The organism is Streptomyces sp. NPDC051664 (assembly GCF_044453545.1).
Lineage (GTDB): Bacteria > Actinomycetota > Actinomycetes > Streptomycetales > Streptomycetaceae > Streptomyces.
This window is the reverse complement of record NZ_JBITCU010000007.1, coordinates 23,405-48,893: the sequence shown is the minus strand read 5'-3', so window position 1 is coordinate 48,893 and position 25,489 is coordinate 23,405. Positions and strand designations below refer to the sequence as shown.

The 25,489-nt window shown below is 69.5% G+C and carries 23 protein-coding genes; 3 read left to right on the top strand and 20 right to left on the bottom strand.

Annotation, left to right across the window (positions count from 1 at the left end; all coding sequences use genetic code 11):
- Window positions 1-6: 6 nt before the first annotated feature.
- From nuoK to ACIA8E_RS15445, 11 genes are read right to left on the bottom strand one after another with little or no spacing between them, the layout of a single operon-like run.
- On the bottom strand, window positions 7-306 hold the full coding sequence (gene nuoK, locus ACIA8E_RS15495) for an NADH-quinone oxidoreductase subunit NuoK (protein WP_024493678.1): 300 nt from the start codon (window positions 304-306) through the stop codon (window positions 7-9).
- A complete protein-coding gene (locus tag ACIA8E_RS15490; RefSeq protein WP_399298239.1) occupies window positions 303-1,127 on the bottom strand; it encodes an NADH-quinone oxidoreductase subunit J in 825 nt (274 codons plus the stop codon). Before ACIA8E_RS15490 ends, nuoK begins: the two co-directional genes overlap by 4 nt.
- Window positions 1,124-1,753: an NADH-quinone oxidoreductase subunit NuoI gene (gene nuoI, locus ACIA8E_RS15485; protein ID WP_399298237.1), complete on the bottom strand. Its 630-nt coding sequence runs from the start codon at window positions 1,751-1,753 to the stop codon at window positions 1,124-1,126. The genes ACIA8E_RS15490 and nuoI overlap by 4 nt, the downstream gene beginning before the upstream one ends.
- Complete coding sequence (nuoH, locus tag ACIA8E_RS15480) at window positions 1,746-3,170, bottom strand: NADH-quinone oxidoreductase subunit NuoH (RefSeq protein ID WP_399298235.1); 1,425 nt, start codon at window positions 3,168-3,170, stop codon at window positions 1,746-1,748. The genes nuoI and nuoH overlap by 8 nt, the downstream gene beginning before the upstream one ends.
- The gene (locus tag ACIA8E_RS15475) at window positions 3,167-5,674 is read right to left on the bottom strand and encodes an NADH-quinone oxidoreductase subunit G (protein WP_399298233.1); all 2,508 of its coding nucleotides are present in this window, start codon (window positions 5,672-5,674) and stop codon (window positions 3,167-3,169) included. The genes nuoH and ACIA8E_RS15475 overlap by 4 nt, the downstream gene beginning before the upstream one ends.
- On the bottom strand, window positions 5,671-7,053 hold the full coding sequence (gene nuoF / locus ACIA8E_RS15470) for an NADH-quinone oxidoreductase subunit NuoF (RefSeq protein ID WP_399298231.1): 1,383 nt from the start codon (window positions 7,051-7,053) through the stop codon (window positions 5,671-5,673). Before nuoF ends, ACIA8E_RS15475 begins: the two co-directional genes overlap by 4 nt.
- Window positions 7,050-7,877, bottom strand: coding sequence for an NADH-quinone oxidoreductase subunit NuoE (nuoE, locus tag ACIA8E_RS15465; protein WP_399298695.1), 828 nt, complete (start codon window positions 7,875-7,877; stop codon window positions 7,050-7,052). Before nuoE ends, nuoF begins: the two co-directional genes overlap by 4 nt.
- A gap of 29 nt (window positions 7,878-7,906) precedes the next feature.
- On the bottom strand, window positions 7,907-9,229 hold the full coding sequence (locus ACIA8E_RS15460; RefSeq protein WP_399298229.1) for an NADH-quinone oxidoreductase subunit D: 1,323 nt from the start codon (window positions 9,227-9,229) through the stop codon (window positions 7,907-7,909).
- Window positions 9,229-9,939: an NADH-quinone oxidoreductase subunit C gene (locus ACIA8E_RS15455; protein WP_376253965.1), complete on the bottom strand. Its 711-nt coding sequence runs from the start codon at window positions 9,937-9,939 to the stop codon at window positions 9,229-9,231. Before ACIA8E_RS15455 ends, ACIA8E_RS15460 begins: the two co-directional genes overlap by 1 nt.
- Window positions 9,936-10,490 (bottom strand): NADH-quinone oxidoreductase subunit B family protein, encoded by a 555-nt coding sequence (locus ACIA8E_RS15450; RefSeq protein WP_030975705.1) that lies wholly within the window; start codon window positions 10,488-10,490, stop codon window positions 9,936-9,938. Before ACIA8E_RS15450 ends, ACIA8E_RS15455 begins: the two co-directional genes overlap by 4 nt.
- 18 nt (window positions 10,491-10,508) lie before the next feature.
- Window positions 10,509-10,868, bottom strand: a complete 360-nt coding sequence (locus tag ACIA8E_RS15445) for an NADH-quinone oxidoreductase subunit A (RefSeq protein WP_003992243.1) — start codon at window positions 10,866-10,868, stop codon at window positions 10,509-10,511.
- A 761-nt stretch (window positions 10,869-11,629) separates the two neighbouring features.
- On the opposite strand from ACIA8E_RS15445, the gene ACIA8E_RS15440 reads away from it, so the two are divergent.
- Entirely contained in the window at window positions 11,630-12,439 is an 810-nt protein-coding gene (locus ACIA8E_RS15440) for a C40 family peptidase (RefSeq protein ID WP_399298226.1), read from the top strand.
- A gap of 129 nt (window positions 12,440-12,568) precedes the next feature.
- Here the strand turns inward: ACIA8E_RS15440 and ACIA8E_RS15435 are convergent, their stop codons facing one another.
- The 8 genes from ACIA8E_RS15435 to ACIA8E_RS15400 form a co-directional block, all read right to left on the bottom strand.
- Window positions 12,569-12,835, bottom strand: a complete 267-nt coding sequence (locus ACIA8E_RS15435; protein WP_399298224.1) for a hypothetical protein — start codon at window positions 12,833-12,835, stop codon at window positions 12,569-12,571.
- A 7-nt stretch (window positions 12,836-12,842) separates the two neighbouring features.
- The gene (locus ACIA8E_RS15430) at window positions 12,843-14,126 is read right to left on the bottom strand and encodes a geranylgeranyl reductase family protein (protein WP_399298222.1); all 1,284 of its coding nucleotides are present in this window, start codon (window positions 14,124-14,126) and stop codon (window positions 12,843-12,845) included.
- A 172-nt stretch (window positions 14,127-14,298) separates the two neighbouring features.
- The gene (locus tag ACIA8E_RS15425) at window positions 14,299-16,611 is read right to left on the bottom strand and encodes a zinc-ribbon domain-containing protein (RefSeq protein WP_399298220.1); all 2,313 of its coding nucleotides are present in this window, start codon (window positions 16,609-16,611) and stop codon (window positions 14,299-14,301) included.
- Between the two features lie 216 nt (window positions 16,612-16,827).
- Window positions 16,828-17,520 carry a demethylmenaquinone methyltransferase gene (locus ACIA8E_RS15420; protein ID WP_030926348.1) on the bottom strand — a complete coding sequence of 231 codons (693 nt, stop codon included), beginning with the start codon at window positions 17,518-17,520 and terminating at the stop codon, window positions 16,828-16,830.
- Between the two features lie 101 nt (window positions 17,521-17,621).
- Window positions 17,622-18,275 carry an imidazolonepropionase-like domain-containing protein gene (locus ACIA8E_RS15415; protein WP_399298218.1) on the bottom strand — a complete coding sequence of 218 codons (654 nt, stop codon included), beginning with the start codon at window positions 18,273-18,275 and terminating at the stop codon, window positions 17,622-17,624.
- 7 nt (window positions 18,276-18,282) lie between these two features.
- Window positions 18,283-19,482 carry a cyclic dehypoxanthinyl futalosine synthase gene (mqnC, locus tag ACIA8E_RS15410; protein WP_326605206.1) on the bottom strand — a complete coding sequence of 400 codons (1,200 nt, stop codon included), beginning with the start codon at window positions 19,480-19,482 and terminating at the stop codon, window positions 18,283-18,285.
- 72 nt (window positions 19,483-19,554) lie between these two features.
- Window positions 19,555-21,315, bottom strand: a complete 1,761-nt coding sequence (locus ACIA8E_RS15405) for a protein kinase (protein WP_399298215.1) — start codon at window positions 21,313-21,315, stop codon at window positions 19,555-19,557.
- 392 nt (window positions 21,316-21,707) lie between these two features.
- Entirely contained in the window at window positions 21,708-22,586 is an 879-nt protein-coding gene (locus ACIA8E_RS15400) for a menaquinone biosynthetic enzyme MqnA/MqnD family protein (protein WP_399298213.1), read from the bottom strand.
- 341 nt (window positions 22,587-22,927) lie between these two features.
- Here ACIA8E_RS15400 and ACIA8E_RS15395 point away from each other — a divergent pair, with 341 nt between their 5' ends.
- Together ACIA8E_RS15395 and ACIA8E_RS15390 are read left to right on the top strand one after the other, a co-directional pair.
- The gene (locus tag ACIA8E_RS15395) at window positions 22,928-23,131 is read left to right on the top strand and encodes a cold-shock protein (protein WP_003967102.1); all 204 of its coding nucleotides are present in this window, start codon (window positions 22,928-22,930) and stop codon (window positions 23,129-23,131) included.
- A 173-nt stretch (window positions 23,132-23,304) separates the two neighbouring features.
- Window positions 23,305-24,132, top strand: a complete 828-nt coding sequence (locus ACIA8E_RS15390; RefSeq protein WP_399298211.1) for a MerR family transcriptional regulator — start codon at window positions 23,305-23,307, stop codon at window positions 24,130-24,132.
- A 70-nt stretch (window positions 24,133-24,202) separates the two neighbouring features.
- Here ACIA8E_RS15390 and ACIA8E_RS15385 read toward each other — a convergent pair whose 3' ends face one another.
- Window positions 24,203-25,429, bottom strand: coding sequence for an amidohydrolase family protein (locus tag ACIA8E_RS15385; protein ID WP_399298209.1), 1,227 nt, complete (start codon window positions 25,427-25,429; stop codon window positions 24,203-24,205).
- Window positions 25,430-25,489 lie beyond the last annotated feature (60 nt).

Genomic DNA, 25,489 nt, shown 5'->3' with positions numbered 1-25,489 from the left:
GTCCCCTTACAACTTCATCAGGCTGGCGTCGTCGACCGAGGCCGAGTGGCGGGAACGGAACAGCGACACGATGATCGCGAGCCCGACCACGACCTCGGCGGCGGCGACGACCATCGTGAAGAAGGCGATGATCTGGCCGTCGAGGTTGCCGTGCATCCGGGAGAAGGTGACGAACGCGAGGTTGCAGGCGTTGAGCATCAGCTCGACACACATGAACACCACGATCGCGTTCCGCCTGATCAGCACCCCGGACGCGCCGATGGTGAACAACAGAGCGGCGAGATAGAGGTAGTTGACCGGATTCACTTGGCGACCCCCTCTTCTTCGTTGTCACGGCCGAGCCGCTCCTCGGAGCGCTGCTCCAGGGCCTTGAGCTGGGCGAGCGACTCGTTCGACACGTCGCGGATCTGGCCGCGCTTGCGCAGCGTCTGCATGACGGTGAGCTCGGACGGGGTGCCGTCCGGGAGCAGACCGGCGATGTCCACCGCGTTGTGCCGGGCGTAGACACCGGGGGCGGGCAGCGGCGGCAGGTGCTTGCCGCGTACGCGCTCCTCGGACATCTCCCGCTGGGTCTTGGCCCGTTCGGTGCGCTCGCGGTGGGTGAGCACCATCGCGCCGACCGTCGCCGTGATCAGCAGGGCGCCGGTGATCTCGAAGGCGAAGACATACTTGGTGAAGATGAGGTTGGCCAGGCCCTCGACGTTCCCGCCGTGCGCGGCGTTGGCGGTGCCGAGCCCGTTGAAACTGTTCAGGGATGCGTGGGCGATGCCCGCGATCAGCAGGACACCGAAGCCGAGTCCGCACCCCGCGGCCAGCCAGCGCTGGCCCTTGAGGGTCTCCTTCAGCGAATCCGCCGCCGTGACACCGACGAGCATGACCACGAAGAGGAACAGCATCATGATCGCGCCCGTGTAGACGACGATCTGGACGACGCCGAGGAAGTACGCGCCGTTGGCGAGGTAGAAGATCGCCAGGACGATCATGGTCCCGGCGAGGCTCAGCGCACTGTGCACGGCCTTCTTCATCAGTACGGTGGACAGCGCACCGATCACGGCGACCGTGCCGAGCAGCCAGAACTGGACCTCCTCCCCCGTCGACGTGAGGGAGGCTGCGGCGAGGCCGGTCATGCGTCCACCTCCTGGGCCGCGCCGTTGTTCTCGTTGTCGCCGTCGGACGGCTTCTCGCCCTTGGAGACCGCGACCTGACGCTCCGTACCGGGCGCGGCCTCCGTCACCAGGCCCCGGTAGTAGTCCTGCTCGTCCATCCCCGGGAAGATCGCGTGCGGGGTGTCGACCATGCCTTCCTCCAGGCCTGCGAGCAGCTCACCCTTGGTGTAGATGAGGCTCTCGCGGGTGGTGTTGGCGAGCTCGAACTCATTGGTCATCGTCAGCGCCCGGGTCGGGCAGGCCTCGATGCACAGTCCGCAGAGAATGCAGCGCGCGTAGTTGATCTGGTAGACGCGGCCGTAGCGCTCACCCGGCGAGTAGCGCTCCTCGTCGGTGTTGTCCGCGCCCTCCACATAGATGGCGTCGGCCGGACAGGCCCAGGCGCACAGCTCGCAGCCGACACACTTCTCCAGACCGTCTGGGTGACGGTTGAGCTGATGCCGGCCGTGGAAGCGCGGCGCCGTCACCTTCTGCTGTTCCGGGTACTGCTCGGTCAGCCGCTTCTTGAACATGGCCTTGAAGGTCACGCCGAAGCCGGCCACAGGGTTCTGGAACTTCTCCCCCGAGGGTTCCGATGACTCAGGCACCGTCAGCCTCCTTTCCGTCACTCGGACTTGCGCCCATCTGACTGCCGTCACTCTGAGTATCCGACCCACCACTGACAACGAGCTCCCGCTCATGCCGTGGCCTGCGGCGCGGTACCGGCGGCAGGGTCTGTCCGGGCAGCGGTGGCACCGGGAATCCGCCCGCCATCGGGTCGAACGCGGGCCCTGGTTCCGGTGCCGGTTCCGCCCCGGCCCCCTTGGCCGAGCGGTCCCGGAAGATGTCGGCGACGAAGGAGATCAGCAGGACTGCGATCACGGCGCCCGCCACGGACAGCAACAGCGTGTTGAAGTCGTAGCCGTCGTTGCGCAGGGCCCGCACGGTCGCGACCAGCATCAGCCAGACCACGGAGACCGGGATCAGGATCTTCCAGCCGAGCTTCATCAGCTGGTCGTAGCGGACGCGGGGCAGGGTGCCGCGCAGCCAGATGAAGAAGAACAGCAGCAGCTGGACCTTGATGACGAACCACAGCATCGGCCACCAGCCGTGGTTCGCCCCCTCCCAGAAGGTGCTGATCGGCCACGGGGCCCGCCAGCCGCCCAGGAACAGGGTCGTGGAGACCGCGGAGACGGTGACCATGTTGACGTACTCGGCGAGCATGAACATCGCGAACTTGATCGACGAGTACTCGGTGTTGAAGCCGCCGACCAGGTCGCCCTCGGACTCCGGCATGTCGAACGGGGCACGGTTGGTCTCGCCGACCATCGTGACGATGTAGATGATGAACGAGACCGGCAGCAGGATGATGAACCAGCGGTCGTGCTGCGCCTCCACGATCTTCGAGGTCGACATCGACCCGGAGTAGAGGAAGACGGAGGCGAACGCCGCGCCCATCGCGATCTCGTACGAGATCATCTGCGCGCACGAGCGCAGGCCGCCGAGGAGCGGGTACGTCGATCCGGAGGACCAGCCGGCCAGCACGATGCCGTAGATCCCGACCGAGGCGACCGCGAGGATGTAGAGCATCGCGATCGGCAGGTCGGTGAGCTGCATCGCCGTACGGTGGCCGAAGATCGAGACCTCGTTGCCGGACGGGCCGAACGGGATCACCGCGATCGCCATGAACGCCGGTACGGCGGCGACGATCGGCGCGAGGACATAGACGACCTTGTCCGCCCGCTTGACGATGACGTCTTCCTTCAGCATCAGCTTGATGCCGTCGGCGAGCGACTGGAGCATGCCCCAGGGGCCGTGCCGGTTGGGGCCGATGCGCAGCTGCATCCAGGCGACGACCTTGCGCTCCCACACGATGGAGAAGAGCACGGTCACCATCAGGAACGCGAAGCAGAACACCGCCTTGATGACGACGAGCCACCAGGGGTCGGTGCCGAACATCGACAGATCCTCGGCGGCGAGTACGGCACGGTCGGGTGCCGCGGCCAGTTGAGCGAGGGCAGTCACGCTCGCACCTCCGGTGTGACGTCGGGAGTACCCGGTGCGGCGGGACCGATCCGGACCAGGCCGCCGGGGTGGGCGCCGGTGTCGGCCGGGACACCCCGCCCGACGGAGTTCAGCGGCACCCAGACCACCCGGTCCGGCATGTCGGTGACCTGCAGCGGGAGTTCGACGCTGCCGGCCGGGCCGGTGACGGCCAGCAGATCGCCGTCCTTCACCCCCGTCTCGGCGGCGGTGACGGCGGAGAGCCGGGCGACCGCGGCGTGCCGGGTGCCGGCCAGCGCGGCGTCGCCCTCCTGGAGCCTGCCCTGGTCGAGCAGGAGCCGGTGGCCCGCGAGGACCGCCTCGCCCTCGCCGGCCCGGGGCAGCGGCTGCGCCGACTCCTGCGGGTCGGAGGCGTGTGTGCCGGTCCAGCCGCCGAGCCGGTCCAGCTCACGGCGTACGGACTTCACATCCGGCAGCGCGAAGTGGACGTCCAGCGTGTCGGCCAGCATGTGCAGGACCCGGGCGTCCGTCGGGGCGGGCGCCCGCGTCAGCTGCTCGGGCTTGAGCGCGGCCTCGAACATCCGGGCCCTGCCCTCCCAGTTGAGGAAGGTGCCGGTCTTCTCCGCCACCGCGGCGACCGGGAACACCACGTCGGCCCGCTCGGTGACCTCGCTGGGCCTCAGCTCCAGCGAGACGAGGAAGCCGACCTGGTCCAGTGCCTCCAGGGCGCGTGCCGGGTCCGGCAGGTCGACGGCCTCGACGCCCGCGACGAGCAGCGCGCCCAGTTCGCCGGTGGCCGCGGCCTCGAGGATCTGACCGGTGTCGCGACCGAACCGGGCGGGGAGTTCGGCGACGCCCCAGACGGCCGCCACCTCGTCCCTGGCCCGCGGGTCGGTGGCCGGGCGGCCGCCGGGCAGCAGCGACGGGAGCGCGCCCGCCTCCACCGCACCGCGCTCGCCGGCCCGGCGCGGGATCCACACCAGCCGGGCCCCGGTCGCGGTCGCGGCCCGTACCGCGGCGGTCAGCCCGCCCGGCACCGCGGCCAGTCGCTCGCCGACCACGATCACGGCGCCCTCGCCGCGCAGCGCCTCGGCGGCCGCGGCCCCGTCACCGTCGAGTCCGACACTGCCCGCGATCGCGTCCAGCCACTCGGTCTCGGTGCCGGGTGCGGCGGGAAGCAGCGTGCCACCCGCCTTCGTCAGTCCGCGGGTGGCGTGCGAGGCGACGGCGAAGGTGCGCTGGCCGTGCTTGCGGTTGGCCTTGCGCAGCCGCAGGAAGACGCCGGGGGCCTCCTCCTCGGACTCGAAGCCGACCAGCAGTACGGTCGACGCCTTCTCCAGCGTGGTGTACGTGAGGCCGCTGCCGTCCAGGTCACGTCCGCGTCCTGCGACGCGGGCGGCCAGGAAGTCGGCCTCCTCGCTGCTGTGCACCCGGGCCCTGAAGTCGATGTCGTTCGTATCGAGGGCGATCCGGGCGAACTTGCTGTACGCGTACGCGTCCTCGACGGTCAGCCGGCCGCCCGTGAGGACACCGGTCCTGCCGCGTGCGGCGGCGAGCCCGGCGGCCGCGGCCTCCAGCGCCTCGGGCCAGCTCGCCGGTGCGAGGACGCCGTCCTCGTTGCGTACCAGCGGAGTGGTGAGCCGGTCCCGCTGCTGTGCGTAACGGAACCCGAAGCGGCCCTTGTCGCAGACCCACTCCTCGTTGACCTCGGGGTCGTTGGCGGCGAGCCGCCGCATGACCTTGCCGCGCCGGTGGTCGGTGCGAGTCGCACAGCCGCCCGCGCAGTGCTCGCAGACCGACGGCGACGACACCAGGTCGAAAGGCCGGGAGCGGAATCGGTAGGCCGCCGAGGTCAGCGCGCCGACCGGGCAGATCTGGATGGTGTTGCCGGAGAAGTACGACTGGAACGGGTCGCCCTCGCCCGTACCGACCTGCTGGAGCGCGCCGCGCTCGATCAGCTCGATCATCGGGTCGCCCGCCACCTGGTTGGAGAACCGGGTGCAGCGCGCGCAGAGCACACACCGCTCACGGTCCAGCAGCACCTGGGTGGAGATCGGGACGGGCTTCTCGTACGTCCGCTTCTTTCCGTCGAACCGGGAGTCCGGGTCGCCGTGCGACATCGCCTGGTTCTGCAGCGGGCACTCGCCGCCCTTGTCGCAGACCGGGCAGTCCAGCGGGTGGTTGATCAGCAGCAGCTCCATCACCCCGCGCTGCGCCTTGTCGGCGACCGGTGAGGTGAGCTGCGACTTGACGACCATGCCGTCGGTGCAGGTGATGGTGCAGGACGCCATCGGCTTGCGCTGGCCCTCGACCTCGACGATGCACTGCCGGCAGGCGCCGGCCGGGTCGAGGAGCGGGTGGTCGCAGAAGCGCGGGATCTCGATCCCGAGGAGTTCGGCGGCCCGGATGACCAGGGTGCCCTTGGGCACGCTGATCTCGATGCCGTCGATCGTCAGCGTGACAAGGTCCTCGGGCGGGACCGCCGCCTCGCCGCCCCCGGAGGGCGCACTTGTGGTGACTGTCATGCGTTCACCCCCTGGTGAGCGTTCTTGTCGTCGGCCCAGGCGGTCGACTTGGCGGGATCGAAGGGGCAGCCCTTGCCGGTGATGTGCTGCTCGTACTCCTCACGGAAGTACTTCAGCGAGGAGAAGATCGGCGAGGCAGCACCGTCGCCGAGGGCGCAGAAGGACTTGCCGTTGATGTTGTCGGCGATGTCGTTCAGCTTGTCGAGGTCGGCCATCTGCCCCTTGCCGGCCTCGATGTCGCGGAGCAACTGGACGAGCCAGTAGGTGCCCTCGCGGCACGGCGTGCACTTTCCGCAGGACTCGTGGGCGTAGAACTCGGTCCAGCGGGTGACGGCCCGCACCACGCACGTCGTCTCGTCGAAGCACTGGAGCGCCTTGGTGCCGAGCATGGAGCCGGCGGCGCCGACGCCCTCGTAGTCGAGGGGCACATCGAGGTGCTCGTCGGTGAACATCGGGGTGGATGAGCCGCCCGGGGTCCAGAACTTCAGCCGGTGACCGGGGCGCATGCCGCCGCTCATGTCGAGCAGCTGGCGCAGCGTGATGCCGAGCGGCGCCTCGTACTGGCCGGGGCTGGCGACATGCCCGCTGAGCGAGTACAGCGTGAAGCCCGGGGACTTCTCGCTGCCCATCGACTTGAACCAGTCCTTGCCCTTGCTCAGGATCGCGGGAACCGACGCGATGGACTCGACGTTGTTCACCACGGTGGGGCAGGCGTACAGACCGGCGACCGCGGGGAAGGGGGGCCGCAGCCTGGGCTGGCCGCGTCGCCCTTCGAGCGAGTCGAGCAGTGCGGTCTCCTCACCACAGATGTACGCGCCCGCGCCGGCGTGCACGGTGAGTTCCAGGTCGAGTCCCGAGCCCAGGATGCTCGTCCCGAGATAGCCCGCCTCGTACGCCTCGCGCACTGCCTCGTGCAACCGCCGCAGTACGGGGACGACTTCACCGCGCAGATAGATGAAGGCGTGCGAGGACCGGATCGCGTAGCAGGCGATCACGATGCCCTCGATGAGGCTGTGCGGGTTGGCGAAGAGGAGCGGGATGTCCTTGCAGGTCCCGGGCTCCGACTCGTCGGCGTTGACCACCAGGTAGTGCGGCTTGCCGTCGCCCTGCGGGATGAACTGCCACTTCATGCCGGTGGGGAAGCCGGCGCCGCCGCGGCCACGCAGTCCGGAGTCCTTGACGTACGCGATGAGGTCGTCCGGCGTCATGGCGAGGGCCTTGCGCAGCCCTTCGTAGCCGCCGTGCCGCCGGTAGGTGTCCAGGGTCCAGGACTCGGGCTCGTCCCAGAAGGCGGAGAGCACGGGCGAGAGCAGCTTCTCGGGACCGGCCCCGCTGCCGTTGCCGCCCCCGTCGTTGATTTCGGCTGCCAATGTCATCACTCCCCCTCCTCAGCTGCGGGACCGGCCGGGTGGTCCGGGTCGGACGCAGAGGTCTGCTGTGGTGCGTCGTGGGAGCTGAGGTGCTCGGCGCCCGGCTGCGGACGGTCCTGCGGAGCTGCCGCGCGGGCTGCCTCGCCGCGCGGAGCGACGACCTTCGGGTGCAGCTCCTCGCCCTTCGCCAGCCGGAGGCCGACGAGCGAGGCGGGGCCGGCGCCGCCGGTGGCCTCGACGGCGCCGGGGCGCTGGTCGGGGAAGCCGGCCAGGATCCGGGCGGTCTCCTTGTACGAGCAGAGCGGGGCGCCGCGGGTGGGTTCGACGGTGTGCCCGGCGATCAGGTCGTCGACGAGCTGGGTCGCGCTCTCCGGCGTCTGGTTGTCGAAGAACTCCCAGTTGACCATCACGACGGGTGCGAAGTCGCAGGCCGCGTTGCACTCGATGTGTTCGAGGGTGACCTTGCCGTCCTCGGTCGTCTCGTTGTTGCCGACGCCTAGGTGCTGCTTGAGCCGGTCGAAGATGGCGTCGCCGCCCATCACCGCGCACAGCGTGTTGGTGCAGACGCCGACCTGGTAGTCGCCGCTCGGCCTGCGCCGGTACATCGAGTAGAAGGTGGCGACCGCGGTGACCTCGGCGGTGGTGAGGTCGAGCAGCTCGGCGCAGAGCGCCATGCCCGTACGGGAGACGTACCCCTCCTCGGACTGCACCAGGTGCAGCAGCGGCAGCAGCGCGGAGCGGCTGTCGGGGTAGCGGGCGATCACCTCCTTCGCGTCCGCTTCGAGCCTGGCGCGCACCTCGGCCGGGTAGGCGGGGGCGGGGAGCTGCGGCATCCCCAGACTGACTTCCTGACGTACTTCGGTCACCGGTCGACGCCTCCCATCACGGGGTCGATGGACGCGACGGCGACGATGACGTCGGCGACCTGGCCGCCCTCGCACATCGCCGCCATGGCCTGAAGATTGGTGAAGGACGGGTCGCGGAAGTGGACCCGGTAGGGGCGGGTTCCGCCGTCCGAGACGACATGCACGCCGAGCTCGCCCTTGGGCGACTCGACGGCGGTGTACGTCTGGCCGGCCGGGACCCGGAAGCCCTCGGTCACCAGCTTGAAGTGGTGGATCAGGGCCTCCATGGAGGTGCCCATGATCTTCTTGATGTGATCGAGCGAGTTGCCGAGCCCGTCGGGTCCGAGCGCGAGCTGCGCGGGCCAGGCGATCTTCTTGTCGGCGACCATCACCGGTCCCGGAGCGAGCCGGTCGATGCACTGCTCGATGATCCGCAGCGACTGGCGCATCTCCTCGAGACGGATGAGGAAGCGGCCGTAGGCGTCGCAGCTGTCGGCAGTGGGGACGTCGAACTCGTAGTTCTCGTACCCGCAGTAGGGGTCCGTCTTGCGCAGGTCGTGCGGGAGTCCGGCGGAGCGCAGGATCGGACCGGTGGCGCCCAGCGCCATGCAGCCGGTCAGGTCGAGGTAGCCGACGTCCTGCATGCGGGCCTTGAAGATGGGGTTGCCGGTGGCGAGCTTGTCGTACTCCGGCAGGTTGTTCTTCATGGTCTTCACGAACTCGCGGAGCTGGTCGACCGCGCCCGGCGGCAGGTCCTGGGCGAGCCCGCCGGGCCGGACGAACGCGTGGTTCATCCGGAGCCCGGTGATCAGCTCGAAGAGATCGAGAACCAGTTCACGATCACGGAACCCGTAGATCATGATCGTGGTGGCGCCGAGCTCCATGCCGCCGGTGGCGATGCACACCAGGTGCGAGGAGATCCGGTTGAGCTCCATCAACAGGACGCGCAGGACGCTCGCCCGGTCGGGGATCTGGTCCTCGATGCCGAGCAGTTTCTCGACGCCCAGGCAGTACGCCGTCTCGTTGAAGAACGGCGTCAGGTAATCCATGCGCGTGACGAACGTGGTGCCCTGGGTCCAGTTCCGGTATTCGAGGTTCTTCTCGATGCCGGTGTGGAGGTAGCCGATGCCGCAGCGGGCCTCGGTGACGGTCTCGCCGTCGATCTCCAGGATCAGCCGCAGCACGCCGTGCGTGGACGGGTGCTGGGGGCCCATGTTGACGATGATGCGCTCGTCGTCGGACCTGACCGCCGACTCGACGACCTCGTCCCAGTCGCCGCCGGTGACTGTATATACAGTCCCCTCGGTCGTGGCTCGCGGCGTTGCGTGTGGAGTAGACATCAGGAGTACGACCTCCGCTGGTCCGGAGCCGGGATCTGGGCGCCCTTGTACTCGACGGCGATGCCACCGAGCGGGTAGTCCTTGCGCTGAGGGAAGCCCTGCCAGTCGTCCGGCATCATGATCCGGGTGAGGGCCGGGTGCCCGTCGAAGATGAGCCCGAAGAAGTCGTAGGTCTCACGCTCGTGCCAGTCGTTGGTCGGATAGACCGCGACGAGCGACGGGATGTGCGGGTCGCTGTCCGGGGCCGAGACCTCCAGCCGGATCAGCCGGCCGTGAGTGATCGACCGCAGGTGGTAGACGGCGTGCAGCTCACGGCCCTTGTCGCCCAGGAAGTGGACACCGCTCACCCCCGTACAGAGCTCGAATCTCAGGGCCGGGTCGTCACGCAGGGTTCGAGCCACGGTGGGCAAGTGCTCGCGGGCGATGTGGAAGGTGAGTTCGCCGCGGTCGACGACGGTCTTCTCGATGGCGTTCTCGGGAAGCAGGTCCTGTTCCTCCAGGGCCCCTTCGAGTTCGTCGGCCACCTCGTCGAACCAGCCGCCGTACGGCCGGGGCGTGGCGCCCGGCAGCGTCACCGTGCGGACGAGGCCGCCGTAGCCGGAGGTGTCACCGCCGTTGTTGGCGCCGAACATGCCCTTCCGTACGCCGATGACCTCGCCGGTCTCGTCGCGCGGCGCGGGTACGCCGTTGCTGTTCTGCTCGTCGCTCACCGCAGCAGCCCCTTCATCTCGATCAGGGGAAGCGCCTTGAGTGCCGCGTCCTCCGCCTCGCGGGCGGCCTCCTCCGCGTTGACCCCGAGCTTGGAGCTCTGGATCTTCTGGTGGAGCTTGAGAATGGCGTCCATCAGCATCTCGGGACGCGGCGGGCAGCCCGGCAAATAGATATCGACCGGGACAATGTGATCAACACCCTGCACAATGGCATAATTGTTGAACATTCCACCCGATGATGCGCAAACCCCCATGGAGATGACCCACTTGGGATTCGGCATCTGGTCATAGACCTGCCTCAGGACGGGCGCCATTTTCTGGCTGACCCGCCCTGCCACGATCATCAGATCCGCCTGCCGCGGTGATCCGCGGAAGACCTCCATCCCGAAACGGGCCAGGTCGTATCGCCCGGCTCCGGTCGTCATCATCTCGATGGCGCAGCAGGCGAGGCCGAAGGTGGCCGGGAATACGGAGGACTTCCGCACCCAGCCGGCGGCCTGCTCGACAGTGGTCAACACGAAGCCGCTGGGCAGCTTCTCTTCGAGTCCCATGGTGTGCCCCTCAGCCCCTCAGTCCCATTCCAGGCCGCCGCGACGCCATACATATGCATAGGCGACGAAGACGGTGAGCACGAAGAGCAGCATCTCGACGAGCCCGAAGATCCCCAGGGCGTCGAAGGTGACCGCCCAGGGATAGAGGAAGACGATCTCGATGTCGAAGACGATGAAGAGCATCGCCGTCAGGTAGTACTTGATGGGGAAGCGGCCGCCTCCGGCTGGAGTGGGGGTGGGTTCAATACCGCACTCGTACGCTTCGAGCTTTGCTCGGTTGTATCGCTTCGGGCCGATAAGCGTGGCCATGACCACGGAGAAGATCGCAAACCCTGCCCCGAGGGCGCCGAGCACGAGGATTGGCGCGTAGGCATTCACGCTCCTCGCTCCTTCCAGTCGTCCTTGACCGTTGGACCGCATCGGGCGACCGGCTCGCCACCTCACCAAGATCGTGCACATGTGAGGCAGTTCACAAGCCCGACTGCCCCGCATCCTATGCCTGCCGTCCTGTGATCTGCGACACGGGGTGCTACACCGGCTTTGTGATCTCCACCACCAGGCGAAGGATCATGAAGCCGGATGAGAGGTGATCTTCGTACGCAAAGCGGCCGGGCGATCACGAGACGTGACATCTGATGTTGTTACCGCTGGTCAAAGCGATGTTCCACTAACAATCAGACGCCTCGACATGCAAATTGGCAATGGGCGACGGGGAGTGATATGAGGATCCGTCCCGGTCTGAACTCACCCGCGCGAGGGGCTCACAGGGAGCGAAGTGGACGCGTGCGCACATTCGCGATCTTCCCGGCGAAAGGCCACCCGCCCGACGCCGCCGCCGACGCCGGGCGTGCCGGCCGCTCGTATGCCCACCACGTAACAGTCATGCTGTGACCTGCGTCACTCCACTCGACCTTCAACAAAAGCGGGCTTGGCCATTGGTGTGAACGGATGGTAAGTGGCGGGCAATTCGGGCGAATTCCCGAAAGGCCGTGATCACAGCAGTGATCACCTCTGCCCGTTTTGCCCGTTACGGCGTCAATAAGGGCCGCCAGAAAGCGGATTCAAAGATTCCGTACGTAACTGTGTCGCAACACACGTTTCTTGAAGGGACCCCTGAGGCCCTGATAGCGCTAGTACTCATGTCCCACACCGCTCACATACCCAGCCACCGGAAGCCCCGCCGAAACGCCTCGAAGACGGCGTTGCGAGCCGGAGTTGCCGGTGGCGTCCTCAGCACCATCGCGGTCGCCGCGGCGGCCGGTCCGGCCCAGGCCGAGCCGGTGACCCAGACCATCGAGATGCCCACCCTCACCACCGGGCTCTCCACCGCCGTCGCCGCATCCGCCCAAGCCACGCAGCAGGTCGCCCTGGACCTGGAGACGCAGGCCCACGAGGACGCCGCCGCCACCACCGCCGCCAAGGCCGCCAAGACGGCCAAGGCCGAGGCCGTGCGCAAGGCGGAGGCCAAGAAGAAGGCGGAGGCGGCCGCCAAGGCCAAGGCCGAGGCCGCCCTGCGCGCCTCCCGCTCCGAGGCCCGTACGACGCTCAGCGCCACCTCCGGCTCCGCCTCCGTCGCCTCCTCGTCGAGCGCCACCGGCTCCGCCGCGTCCGTGATCTCGTTCGTCAAGGCGCAGGTCGGCGACGCGTACGTGTCCGGCGGAACCGGCCCCAACTCCTGGGACTGCTCCGGCCTGGTCCAGGCCGCGTTCCGTTCGGTGGGCGTCGACCTGCCGCGCGTCTCGCAGGCCCAGTCGACCGCCGGCACCCAGGTCTCCCTGAGCAACCTCCAGCCGGGCGACATCCTGTACTGGGGCGGCGCGGGCTCCGCGTACCACGTCGGTGTCTATGTGGGCGGCGGCCAGTTCGTCGGCGCGCAGAACCCGAGCACCGGTGTGGTGCTCCGCTCCCTGGACTACGACCCGCCGTCGGGCGCGGTCCGCGTTCTCTGAGTTCCTCGCGTTCTCCGAGTTCCTCGAGTTCCCGGATTCACAAGCGCATGTGATCCGGCTGAGGGCCGTCACTCCCCGCTCGGGAGTGACGGCCCTCAGCCGTACGGACCGCCCCTGTCGACCCCGTACTCACCCCAGGTCGAAGGTGTTCGGAAGCCCCAGCCCGAAGCGCACCTCGTCGATGCGCTTGAGGGGCTCCAGCTCGGGTGGCCGGTAATGCCCCGAGGTCGTGCAGCGCGCAGCGGTCGAGTCGTCGGCGTCGAGCAGAGCGTTGACCGCGTGCCGGGCCGCCTCGTCGGCCCCCTCCATGGACGCCAGGTTCATTCCGGCGAGCGGCGGTGCGCCGTCGGCGACGAGATCGTCGCGGCCCACGCCCTGGAGGACGTGGGCCGTCATCCCGGCTTCAGGAGCGCGGGGCCACCTTCGCCAGGCCGTTGATGATGCGGTCCATCGCGTCGCCGCCCGTCGGGTCGGTGAGGTTGGCCAGCATCTTCAGAGTGAACTTCATCAGCAGCGGGTGCGTCAGACCGCGCTGCGTGGCGATCTTCATGACCTTCGGGTTGCCGATCAGCTTCACGAAGGCCCGGCCCATCGTGTAGTAGCCGCCGTAGGTCTCCTTGAGAACCTTCGGGTAGTTGTGCAGCGCCAGTTCGCGCTGGGCCGGGGTCGCGCGGGCGTGCGCCTGGACGATGACGTCCGCGGCGATCTGACCCGACTCCATGGCGTATGCGATGCCTTCGCCGTTGAACGGGTTGACCATGCCGCCCGCGTCACCGACGAGCAGCAGCCCCTTGGTGTAGTGCGGCTGGCGGTTGAAGGCCATCGGGAGCGCGGCGCCGCGGATCGGGCCCGTCATGTTCTCCTCGGTGTAGCCCCAGTCGGCGGGCATCGAGGCGCACCACGCCTTGAGGACCTCGCGCCAGTCCAGCTCCTTGAACGCAGACGACGAGTTGAGGATGCCGAGGCCGACGTTGGACGTGCCGTCGCCCATGCCGAAGATCCAGCCGTAGCCGGGCAGCAGCCGGTCCTGGGGGCCGCGCCGGTCCCACAGTTCCAGCCAGGACTCCAGGTAGTCGTCGTCGTGCCGGGGCGAGGTGAAGTACGTACGCACCGCCACGCCCATCGGGCGGTCCTCGCGGCGGTGCAGGCCCATCGCGAGCGACAGCCGGGTGGAGTTGCCGTCGGCGGCGACGACGAGCGGAGCGTGAAAGGTGACCGGGGTCTTCTCCTCGCCGAGCTTCGCGTTCACCCCGGTGATGTGGCCGGTGCGTCCGTCGACGATCGGGGCGCCGACGTTGCAGCGCTCGTACAGCCGCGCGCCCGCCTTCTGTGCCTGGCGGGCCAGCTGCTCGTCGAAGTCGTCGCGCTTGCGGACCAGGCCGTAGTCCGGGTACGAGGCGAGGTCCGGCCAGTCCAGCTGGAGGCGGACGCCGCCGCCGATGATGCGCAGCCCCTTGTTGCGCAGCCAGCCGGCCTCTTCGGAGATGTCGATGCCCATGGAGACGAGCTGCTTGGTGGCTCGCGGGGTGAGGCCGTCGCCGCACACCTTCTCGCGCGGGAAGGCGGTCTTCTCCAGCAGGAGAACGTCGAGTCCGGCCTTGGCGAGGTAGTACGCGGTCGTGGAGCCGGCTGGGCCTGCCCCGACGACGATCACATCCGCGCTGTGTTCGGAGAGGGGCTCGGTCACGGTCGGATCTCCCGAAGACTCGAAATCGCGTGCCGCGCGGCACATGTCCCGTGCAGTCTATGGGGGCCCGCTGATCAACCTTCCGAAGGGCTCCCCGATGCCCCCCTGCCGCCCCCTCCGTACAGCTGCGGTGCGGTGCCTCCGGCCGGCGCTGAAAGCGTGACGAGCCGGATCAGTCGAGATCGTTGAGCATCCAGGTGGACAGGGCGGTGTCGAAGATCTGCCGGGCGTCCGACCAGTAGCGGTCGCGCTCGGTGGTGTAGATCGCGTACTCGGTGCCGTCCTCGGCGATGTAGCTCTGGTCGATCGCGTGGATCGTCTCGCCGCTCTGCCTGTCCTCGTACGTGTACTCCCAGATCGCGCCCTGGAGTCCCTGGAAGGTGTTGGCACCGAGCTGCAGCCGCCGGTAGTTCCTCTGGTTGGCGTCGGCGGTCCGCTCCAGGTTCTGGAAGTTCTCGTACGAGGTGTACGGGGCGTTGCGGATGACGCCGACCTTCAGCTCGGCCCGGCCGGTGGAACCCGCGTACGTGATCTGGTGGTTCTTCTCGCTCTCCCGGTCCCACCGGACCGGAACGGCGAAGGAGAAGCCGGCGCTGTCGGAGACCATGCGGTAGCCGCCGGGGACGGTCGGCGCGGCGGGGGGTGTGGTCGCGGATGTGGCGGGGGACGCGGTCGGGGACGGCGTCGGGCCGGCTTCGGGGGGCGCGCTGTCACTGCTCCCGGACGTCGCGGGCTTGTTGTCCTCGGCGGCCGCCGCGGGCGGCTGCCGGTTGTCGCTCTCGTCGTTCCTCAGGAACAGGACTCCGGCGGTGAGCCCACCGCCCAGCACGACGGCCGCGACGAGGGTCACGCTCCAGACGACGACGGAGCGCCTACGGGCGGTGGTGGCCGCTGCGGTGGCTGCCGCCGTGGGGCCGAGGTGCACGGTCTGCGGATCGTACGGGGGGTACGGCGTGGGCTGGGGAGTGGCCGTGGGAACGGTCGAGGGCGGCGTCTGGGGCGCGGGGTTCCAGGCGGGAGGCTGAGGCCGCGTTCCGGGGCCCCACGCCGGCGCCGGTGCCACCGGGCGGGCCGGCCGCCGCACCAGCCGCAGCAGATGCGGCGCCACCAGCACCGCTCCCCCCACCCACAGCAGCCCGAAGAGCAGCGCGTCCGGGATGCTCGGGGCGATCTCCGCCATGCCCTGACCGCCCACACCGGCGACATCGCCCGAGAGCTCCGCGGACACCCCGCTCAACCCGGTGAGCAGCAGATACAGCACGAGGAACAGCCCACCGGCGATGACCTGTTCGCGCCGGTCCACCGAGCGGCGGGCGGCCGACACACCGGCGTACAGCGCGCAGACGACGCCGGTCAGCACCGCACCGGTCACCGCCCACCCGTTCACCGCGTCGCCCAACTCGGTGAGCCCGAAGCCGCCGTGCTCCATCCCGGAGCCGAACCAGCCGAACTCGCCGCGCACGTCGTACTCGACCGGGGCGCCCCAGCTCACCCCGAGCACCGCCAGACCGATGTTGGGCAGCACCGGCAGTGCGAGCAGCATGGCCGTGCCGTCCACCCCGTCGACGTCGGCGTACGCGATGAACCCGATCAGCGCGCAGAGCGCGATGACCGCTCCGAGCGCCCGGACCGCCGTGCCCGTCGCACGGACCACGGCATGCGCGACAGGGTGCTGCGCCAGCCACTGGGCCGCGGCGTCCTGTTGCAGGACGCCGCCGGTGACGAGCAGCGAGAGCACGAGCGCACCGAGCGCCGCGAGCAGCGGGGTGGACGAGACCGAGACCCCGGCGATGTCCGGCTGGGCGAACAGCCCGAGGACCAGGATCGCGCCGGTGACGAGGGCACTGATCCGCACCGCCGCCTCCATGCCGCCGCCCTGCCTGCGGGCCGCCCGGGAGGCGAGCAGCAGCGCACCGACCCAGAGCACGGTGACGGTGAGCGGTACGAGGGAGAGCGTGGCGCCGGCCTGTCCGGCGGTCCCGTAACCGGCGCCGAACGCGTCGGAACCTCCGGATCCGTCGGAACCGGAGCCGTACGGCGAGCCCGGCCCCGCCGCCCGGAGCTCGAAGCCGCCGCCGAACGCCTGGAGCAGCATGGCGAGTGCGATCCGCAGCCGGTCGCTCCAGCCGACGACGATCTCGTCGCCCTGACCGTACGAGGGGATGGCCAGCGCCACCGCGAGCGCCAGGATCAGCCCGGTCGGCCAGGCGGCCGCCTTCAGCGACCCCGCCCAGTCGCCGCGCATCGCCCGGCCGAGGAACTCCCCCGCGGGCGACGGCCGGACGGGTGCGTGACCGGGCGGGGGTGCGTAACCGGGCGGCGCCGGTCGGGGTGCGTGGCCGGGCTGCGGGGCCATGGGCGGCAGCGCGGGAGGAACCGGGTCCGCCGCTCCTGCCGCGGTCGGCTGTTCTCGCCCGCATTTCATGCAGAAACGCGCCCCTTCCGGCGCGGCGGTTCCGCAGTGCGGGCAGTGGGACGGCGGCATGGGCGGACTCCGGCGCAGCGACGGGAACACAGAGAACCGGTGACACACGGGAACGGAGAAAACGCGTGCCGTATCAACGGACACATCTTCCCGCCCACCGGTTCCCGCATTCACCCAACCGGCAACTTCCGTCCGGTGAAGGGGATCATCCCGGTTCATCGCGGCCGCGCCGCCTCCGGACCGCCTCGCCACCGCCGCGTCCGGCCGCCGCAGGCGTCAGGGGCGTACGCCCCGGTGCAGTGCCACCACACCGCCGGTGAGATTGCGCCAGGCCACCTTCGACCAGCCGGCCTTCTGCAGCAGCTGGGCGAGCCCGGACTGGTCGGGCCAGGCGCGGATGGACTCGGCGAGATAGACGTACGCGTCGGGGTTGGACGACACGGCACGCGCGACCGGCGGCAGTGCCCGCATCAGGTACTCGGTGTAGACCGTGCGGAACGGCGCCCAGGTCGGCTGCGAGAACTCACAGATCACCACCCGGCCGCCCGGCTTCGTCACCCGGTACAGCTCGCGCAGCGCCGTATCCGTGTCCTGGACGTTGCGCAGCCCGAAGGAGATCGTCACCGCGTCGAACGTCTCGTCGCGGAACGGCAGCTTCGTGGCGTCGCCCGCGGTGAACGGCAGCCAGGAGTGCCGCTTCTTGCCCACCTGGAGCATCCCGACGGAGAAGTCGCACGGCACGACGTACGCACCGGTCGCGGCGAACGGCAGCGAGGACGTCGCCGTGCCCGCGGCCAGGTCGAGGACCTTCTCCGCCGGGCGGGCGTGCACCGCCTTCGCGACCTCCTTGCGCCACAGCCGGGCCTGGCCGAGCGACAGCACATCGTTGGTGAGGTCGTAGTTCGCCGCCACGTCGTCGAACATCGAGGCGACTTCGTGCGGCTGCTTGTCCAGGGATGCTCGGGTCACCCACCCATTCAAGCAGCCCGGCCGACGGCGCCTCGCGCCGGTCGGCACCCGGGCCCGCCGGAAGTCGGCTTCGACCGCCATCGGTCGGCACACCGCCCCGCTCACCGCCGCCGGTACACCAACCGGCCGCCCAGCACGGTGGCCACACACGTCCCCGCGCCCGCCGCGCACAGCGCCGCCTCGTCCGGTACGTCGAAGACCGCGAGGTCGGCGCGGCCGCCGACGGTGAGCGGGCCGTGCGCCGAGCCGGGCAGGTCGTGCCCCTCCGCGAACGGGTCCAGGCCGGGTTCACCGACGAGGATGCCGGGGGCTCCGACGGCCGGGACCTCCGTCAGACCCGAGCGGGCGACGGCGGTGCGGACCGCCGGGTCGTGGAACCGGCCCGCGAGGTGCGTCGTCCCGTACCGCAGCATCTGCTGCAGCCCGCGCCGTACGCTGCCCGCCCGCCGCGTCGCGTCCATACCGGCGGCCAGCCGCTCGAACTCCTCGCCCCACAACGGCCGGTCGCCCAGCTCGTCCGCCTCGCGCGGGTCGGGGTGGTAGCAGCGGGTGAGCAGCCAGAGGCCGTGCCACTGCCGCAGACCGGGGGTGATGACGCCGGGCCACCGGCGGACGCGGGCCGTCGGGTGGGCGGCCACGACGTCGTCGTACGGGCCGAGGGCGACGATCCGGTCGCCGTCCACGGCCACCGCGCCCTGCCGGACGGCAGCCGCGCCGATCGGAAGAACCAGCGGCGCGGCATGAACGGTCAGCAATGCGGCCTCAGTTGGCGCTCAGGAGCTTCAGCTCCGGATGCGCGGTGCCGCCCTCGATCGCGGTGGAGGAGATGTGCGAGACGACGCGCTCGTCGACCGGGTCGTTCGCCGGGTCGTCGTGGACGACGAGGTGCTCGTACGTCGTGGCGCGCTGCGCCGGGACGCGGCCCGCCTTGCGGATCAGGTCGATGATCTCCAGCCGGTTGGAGCGGTGCTTGGCACCCGCCGAGGAGACGACGTTCTCCTCCAGCATGATCGATCCGAGGTCGTCGGCGCCGTAGTGCAGCGACAGTTGACCGACCTCCTTGCCGGTGGTCAGCCAGGAGCCCTGGATGTGCGCGACGTTGTCGAGGAAGAGCCGGGCGATGGCGATCATCCGCAGGTACTCGAAGAGCGTGGCCTGCGTCCGGCCCTTCAAGTGGTTGTTCTCCGGCTGGTACGTGTACGGGATGAACGCGCGGAAGCCACCCGTCCGGTCCTGTACGTCGCGGATCATCCGCAGGTGCTCGATGCGCTCGGCGTTGGTCTCGCCGGTGCCCATCAGCATGGTGGAGGTGGACTCGACACCGAGTCGGTGCGCCGCCTCCATGATCTCCAGCCAGCGCTCGCCGGACTCCTTGAGCGGGGCGATCGCCTTGCGCGGCCGGGCCGGCAGCAGCTCGGCGCCGGCTCCCGCGAAGGAGTCGAGACCGGCGGTGTGGATCCGCTGGATGGCCTCCTCGACGGAGACCTTGGAGATCCGCGCCATGTGCTCGACCTCGGAGGCGCCCAGCGAGTGGATCACCAGCTGCGGGAACGCCTTCTTGATCGCGGAGAAGTGCTCCTCGTAGTACTCGACTCCGTAGTCCGGGTGGTGTCCGCCCTGGAACATGATCTGCGTGCCGCCGAGTTCGACGGTCTCCGCGCAGCGGCGCAGGATGTCGTCGAGATCGCGGGACCAGCCCTTGGCGGTGTCCTTCGGCGCGGCGTAGAAGGCGCAGAACTTGCAGGCCGTGACGCACACGTTGGTGTAGTTGATGTTGCGCTCGATGATGTACGTCGCGATGTGCTCCGTACCGGCGTAACGGCGGCGGCGCACGGCGTCCGCGGCCGCACCCAGTGCGTGCAGCGGCGCCGACCGGTAGAGGTCGAGTGCCTCCTCCGGAGTGATCCGCCCGCCCTCGGCGGCTCGGTCGAGGATGGGCTGGAGGTCGGCCTTCTCGGTCACCGGGCTGTCACCTTTCGGCGGTTTTTCAACGGATCTACGGACCGGTTCAGCCTACGCCAGCCCCTGCCGGGGTCAGCGGCCGGACCGGCTGAGCGTGCCGTACGGCAGGCCCGCGCCCCTCTCCTCGGACCTGAAGCGCAGTGTGCCGTCGCCGGCCATGGTGAACACGACATCGGTGGTGGTGCTCGTGCACAGCCCTGCGGTGTTGGGGCGGTCCGGATCGGTGCGCTCCCGGAGTGTCAGTTCCTTGGCGGTGCCCGAGGAGAGCCGGGCGATGCTGTTGCAGCTGACGGTCACTCCGAGGGTGGAGACCGTGGTGTTCATGCGGACGACGTCCGTGCCCTTCTTCCCCTCGGTGAACACGGCGGTGAGGGTGCCGTGCGGTTGTCCGGTGGTCTTCTCGGTCAGCGGCCCCTTCCAGGTGCCGACGAACGCCTTCGGCAGTGCGGCGACCTGGTGGGCGCCGCCCTCGTCCGTCGGGGTCGACGGACGGGTGGCGGACGTGCTGGGCGGGGGCTTGGCCACACCGTCGTTCTCCCCGGCGCCGCCACCGCTGCCCGGCAGCAGATCGAAGAGGAAGGCACTGCCCACGGTCACGGCGGCGAGCGCGCCCGCCACCGCGAGGGCGACGGTGCAACTGAGCCTGCGGCCGCGGTTCCGGCCGGGGCGGGCGGGCCCGGAGTCGGCGCCGACGGTGAGGGAGAAGCGGGGATCGGGGGTACGGGGGCCGGGCAGCCCGGTCGAGTTGTCCCCGACGGCCCCGGCCGGCTGATGCGTCCGAGGAGGGAAGGCCGGTTCGATCGGCGGCCCGAACACCCCGAGCGCACCGCCGGCCCGGCCCACGGCCTGCGCCTCGTTGCCACCCGGTGTCCCGTCGACCTGGCCGTCGAGGAACGCATTGCTGAACGGCACCGGCCCCGACTGCACGGGCGCGTCCTGCGGCTCCAGGTCCAGCAGCGCCACCGCGGCCCGGCTGAGGTCACGCACCAGGGTGCCGGGCAGCCAGCCCGCCGCCACCCGCGCGGCCGCCCCGTCCGGAGCCAGCCGCCGGGCCAGCTCCGAAGGGGTGGGCCGGAGCGCCGGGTCCTTCGCCAGACACGCGGCGATCACCTCCCGCAGCTCACCCTCGATCTCGCCCAGTTCCGGTTCCTCGTGCACCACCTTGTAGAGGAGCACCGCCGAGGAGTCGCCGAGGAACGGGGCGAGGCCCGTCGCCGCGTACGCGAGCACCGCGCCGAGCGAGAACATGTCGGCCGCGCCCGAGATGTCCAGGCCCCGGATCTGCTCCGGTGCCATGTAGCCGGGCGAGCCGACCGAGACGCCGGTGGAGGTGAGCGAGGCGGTGGCGTCGATGGCGCGGGCGATACCGAAGTCGATCAGGCGGGGGCCGTCCAGGGCGAGCAGCACGTTGGACGGCTTCACATCACGGTGGATGAGTCCCTGCCCGTGCACGGCTGCCAGCGCCTCCGCGAGTCCGGCGCCCAGGGTCCGTACCGACTGTTCGGGCAGCGGCCCGTGCTCGGTGACCGCCCCCGACAGCGGCGGCCCGGCGACATAGCCGGTGGCCACCCACGGCACGGGCGCGTCCGGATCGGCGTCCAGGACGGGCGCCGTCCACTGCGCCCCGACCCGCCGCGCCGCGTCCACCTCGAGGCGGAACCGGGCCCGGAACTGCTCGTCGAGCGCGAAGTGCGGATGGACGACCTTGACCGCGACGGTGCGTCCCCCCGCGCTGCGCCCCAGATAGACCCGGCCCATGCCGCCCGCACCGAGCCTGCCGAGCAAACGGTAGGCGCCGATGGTGAGCGGCTCGCCGGCTTCCAGCGGCTGCATATGGACTCCCCCTGTGGACCGGCCGGACCTCCGACCGAAGCCTAGGGGGCGAAGGTCATGCGGTCACAGAGAAACCATCCGCCGATTTCGCCCCTATGGGAACGAACAGCGGTTTTCGACACAGCAAAAGGCGCGAATGTGTCGTTCACCCGAACGATTCCTGCACTCAACCGGGACTCACCCCGGACGCCATTCGCTTTTCGGATACGGCGTGCGGGGTGGCCGGTCGCGGCATTCGCGGCATTCGCCGGAAGGGAATCCCCGGGAGGGAATCCCCCGGACCGGGCAATAAATACCGGGCTATAAATAACGCCGGCGCGGCTGGGCGGGCGGGAAGGGCCGAAGAAGGTTCAGGATTCACCCATTGCCCGGCCCTTTCCCGTGCGCACGGATCAGTGGTCGAGCAGCTCGACGTCCACATCCGCCGGGAAGCCGGTCGTCGGTCCCGTCCGGCGCGCGAACTCCCGTACACCCTCCAGCTGGGCCGCACCGAAGCGGAAGTCCAGCGTCGTGAAGTACCGCTCCAGCAGTTCCGCGTCGAAGACCTCCCACCGCGCCGCGGTCTCCGAGACCTTGGTGACCTCTTCCAGGGACAGGTCACGCGAGGCGAGGAACGCCCGGTGGACCTCGTTCACCATGGCCGGGTGGGCGGCCAGGTAGTCCTTGCGGGCCGCCCAGACAGCGAAGACGAACGGCAGCCCCGTCCACTCCTTCCACATCTGCCCGAGGTCGTGGACCTGCAGGCCGAGCCGCGGCGCGTCGTGCAGCGAGGCGCGCAGCGCGGCGTCGCCGATGAGCACGGCGGCGTCCGCATCCTGCATCATCAGGCCGAGGTCGGGCGGGCAGGTGTAGTAGTCCGGCGACACCTCGTAACGCTCGGCGAGCAGCAGCTGAGCGAGGCGTACCGAGGTGCGCGAGGTGGAGCCGAGCGCCACCCGGGCACCGTCGAGCTCCTCCAGCGGCCGCTGGGAGACGATCACGCATGACATGACGGGCCCGTCGCAGCCGACCGCGATGTCGGGGAAGGCCACGAGCTGATCGGCGTTGCGCAGGTACTCGACCAGGGTGATGGGGCCGATGTCGAGATCACCGCGGACCAGCTGCTCGCTGAGCTTCTCCGGGGTGTCCTTCGACAGCTCCAGGTCGAGCAGGGTTCCGGTCCGTGCCAGGCCCCAGTAGAGGGGGAGACAGTTCAGGAACTGGATGTGGCCGACGCGCGGCCTGCTGCGACGGTCGTCGCCTGCTGCGGGAGAGACGGTTGAATTGTCCACATCGCGAGGCTAGACCCGCGCGGGGAGCCCGGTGCCACCGGGGCTCGGAGGCTCACCCGATCCCGCTCTCCTTACCGCCTCGGACCGCTCCGCGACCACCTCCGGAGCACCCCCGGCCCCCTATCTTCGTCAGCTCATCGGCACGGCTATCAAACGTCCGAGTGAAGTGATCTTTCCCTCTACCCCTCCGCACATGCTGCGTGCTAGGCTCATCGCCAAGTTGCAGTTTGGTTTCCCTTGCAGTACAGAGCCTGCGGAGCATGTAACCCGCAGGCTTTTGTAGTTTTCAGACTTCTTTGCAGGTTCTGGAGCAGGGCAACCCTTTGGCCCAAGGAGGGCTTATGGCTACCGGAACCGTCAAGTGGTTCAACGCTGAAAAGGGCTTCGGCTTCATCGCCCAGGACGGCGGCGGCCCGGATGTCTTCGTTCACTACTCCGCGATCAACGCGTCCGGGTTCCGCTCCCTCGAGGAGAACCAGGTCGTGAACTTCGACGTCACTCAGGGGCCGAAGGGCCCGCAGGCTGAGAACGTCACCCCGGCCTAGTTGCCCGGGTCGGCCGATCGCGGCCGGCATTGCAGTACCCAAGGAGCCCCGCTCCTCCGCTTCGGCGGGGAACGGGGCTCCTGCCTTTTGCCGCCCCGCCCCGTCGCGGTGCCGGCGCCACGGACGAGGGCCTTGACCTTGACACCGTGTGAGGCCGTGCACTGGGAGACATCATGTTCACCATCGGAGACTTCGCCAGGTACGGACGGGTGTCGGCCCGGATGCTGCGTCACTACGACGCCATCGGGCTCCTGCCTCCCGACCGTACCGACCCTGCCACCGGCTACCGCTTCTACGGTGCCGCCCAGCTCGCCCGCCTCAACCGCATCATCGCGCTGAAGGATCTCGGCTTCACGCTCCAGCAGGTGCAGGCCGTCCTCGACGACCAGGTCGGCCCTGAGGAGTTGCGCGGAATGCTGCGGCTGCGGCAGGTGGAGCTGGAGGCTGCCATGGCGGCAGCGGCGGCGCGGCTGGCGCAGGTCGAGGCGAGGCTCCGGTCGATCGAGAGCGAGGGGCACATGCCCGCTGACGAGGTTGTGGTCAAGAACGTTCCGGCCGTACGCGTGGCGGAACTGACCGGAACGGCGGCGAGCTATCAGCCGCAGGACATCACACCGGTGATCGGGCCGCTGTACGACCGGTTGTTCCCGCTGCTGGAGGCGGCCGGGATCAGGCCCACCGGTCCCGGTATCGCACGGTACGAGGACGCACCGGGCGACAGCGGCACGATCGTCGTGCACGCCGGCGTGACGGTTTCGGTACCGGTCGGCCCGGTCGGTGACACCGGTGTCACGGTGCTGGAGCTGCCCACGTTCGAGGCGGCGACCATCGTCCACCGCGGTTCGATGGACGGGGTCCTGATCACCGAACAGACGCTGGCCCGCTGGCTGGACGCCAACGGATACCGGTCGCTCGGCTACACCCGGGAGATCAATCTGGAGTGCCCCGAGGACAAGGACAAGTGGGTGACCGAGCTCCAGGAGCCGGTGGCCAGGGCCTGACACGGCACGCAGGGCCCGCCGGAGACGGTGGGCCCCGTGCCGTACCACCCGCCGGCGGAGTCTCTGTGCGCTACGCCCCGGGCCCCGCCCACAGCCCGTCGGCCGTGAGTCCCAGAAGGTCGATCGCGTTGCGGCGCACGATCCGGTCCACCACGTCCGGGTCGAGGTGACCCATCTGCGCCTCGCCGACCTCGCGGGACTTCGGCCAGGTCGAGTCCGAGTGCGGGTAGTCCGTCTCGTACAGCACGTTCCCGACGCCGATCGCGTCCAGGTTCTTCAGCCCGAAGGCGTCGTCGAAGAAGCACCCGTACACATGCTCGCTGAACAGTTCCGACGGCGGCCGGTGCACCTTGTCCGCGACCCCGCCCCAGGCCCTGTTCTCCTCCCAGACCACGTCGGCGCGTTCCAGGATGTACGGGATCCAGCCGATCTGGCCCTCCGCGTACATGATCCGGAGGTTCGGGAAACGTTCGAACTTGCCGCTCATCAGCCAGTCGACCATCGAGAAGCAGCAATTGGCGAAGGTGATCGTGGAACCGACCGCGGGCGGGGCATCGGCCGAGGTGGACGGCATCTTCGAGGAGGAGCCGATGTGCATCGCGATCACGGTGCCTGTCTCGTCGCAGGCCCGCAGGAACGGATCCCACTCGTCCGTATGTATCGACGGAAGGCCGAGATGTGGGGGTATCTCGGAGAACGCGACGGCGCGCACCCCGCGCGCGGCATTCCGCCGGACCTCGTCGGCGGCAAGCTGCGCGTCCCACAGCGGGACGAGGGTGAGCGGGATCAGCCGGCCCCGCGCCTCGGGGCCGCACCACTCCTCGACCATCCAGTCGTTGTACGCGCGCACCCCGAGCAGTCCGAGTTCGCGGTCCTTCGCCTCGGTGAACGTCTGGCCGCAGAACCGCGGGAAGGTCGGGAAGCAGAGCGCGGACTGGACATGGTTGATGTCCATGTCGGCGAGCCGGTCCGGCACCGAGAACGAGCCTGGACGCATCTGCTCGTACGTGATGATTTCGAGCTTGATCTCGTCCCTGTCGTAGCCGACCGAGGTGTCGAGCCGGGTGAGTGGCCGGTGCAGATCCTCGTACACCCACCAGTCACCGATCGGGCCGTCGTCGCCCTTTGCACCCATGACCGGTGCGAACTTGCCGCCCATGAAGGTCATTTCCTTCAGCGGGGCACGGACGATGCGCGGGCCGCGGTCGAGGTACTTGGACGGGAGCCGGTCCCGCCAGACATGAGCGGGCTCCACCGTGTGGTCGTCCACCGAGATGATCTTCGGGAAGGTCTCCATGCATACCACGGTAGCGCTGATCTGACGAACCGTCAGCCACCTTGACCGGCGCCCCGTTCC

Coding starts and splice junctions, on each gene's coding strand:
- ACIA8E_RS15435 (WP_399298224.1), bottom strand. CDS start 12,835: ATGACGGCCCACGTCCTCCAGGGCGTGGGCCGCGACGATCTCGTCGCC.
- ACIA8E_RS15460 (WP_399298229.1), bottom strand. CDS start 9,229: ATGTCTACTCCACACGCAACGCCGCGAGCCACGACCGAGGGGACTGTA.
- ACIA8E_RS15450 (WP_030975705.1), bottom strand. CDS start 10,490: ATGGGACTCGAAGAGAAGCTGCCCAGCGGCTTCGTGTTGACCACTGTC.
- nuoE (WP_399298695.1), bottom strand. CDS start 7,877: ATGCCGCAGCTCCCCGCCCCCGCCTACCCGGCCGAGGTGCGCGCCAGG.
- ACIA8E_RS15385 (WP_399298209.1), bottom strand. CDS start 25,429: ATGGAGACCTTCCCGAAGATCATCTCGGTGGACGACCACACGGTGGAG.
- ACIA8E_RS15475 (WP_399298233.1), bottom strand. CDS start 5,674: ATGACAGTCACCACAAGTGCGCCCTCCGGGGGCGGCGAGGCGGCGGTC.
- ACIA8E_RS15390 (WP_399298211.1), top strand. CDS start 23,305: ATGTTCACCATCGGAGACTTCGCCAGGTACGGACGGGTGTCGGCCCGG.
- ACIA8E_RS15425 (WP_399298220.1), bottom strand. CDS start 16,611: ATGCCGCCGTCCCACTGCCCGCACTGCGGAACCGCCGCGCCGGAAGGG.
- ACIA8E_RS15395 (WP_003967102.1), top strand. CDS start 22,928: ATGGCTACCGGAACCGTCAAGTGGTTCAACGCTGAAAAGGGCTTCGGC.
- ACIA8E_RS15490 (WP_399298239.1), bottom strand. CDS start 1,127: ATGACCGGCCTCGCCGCAGCCTCCCTCACGTCGACGGGGGAGGAGGTC.
- ACIA8E_RS15440 (WP_399298226.1), top strand. CDS start 11,630: ATGTCCCACACCGCTCACATACCCAGCCACCGGAAGCCCCGCCGAAAC.
- ACIA8E_RS15405 (WP_399298215.1), bottom strand. CDS start 21,315: ATGCAGCCGCTGGAAGCCGGCGAGCCGCTCACCATCGGCGCCTACCGT.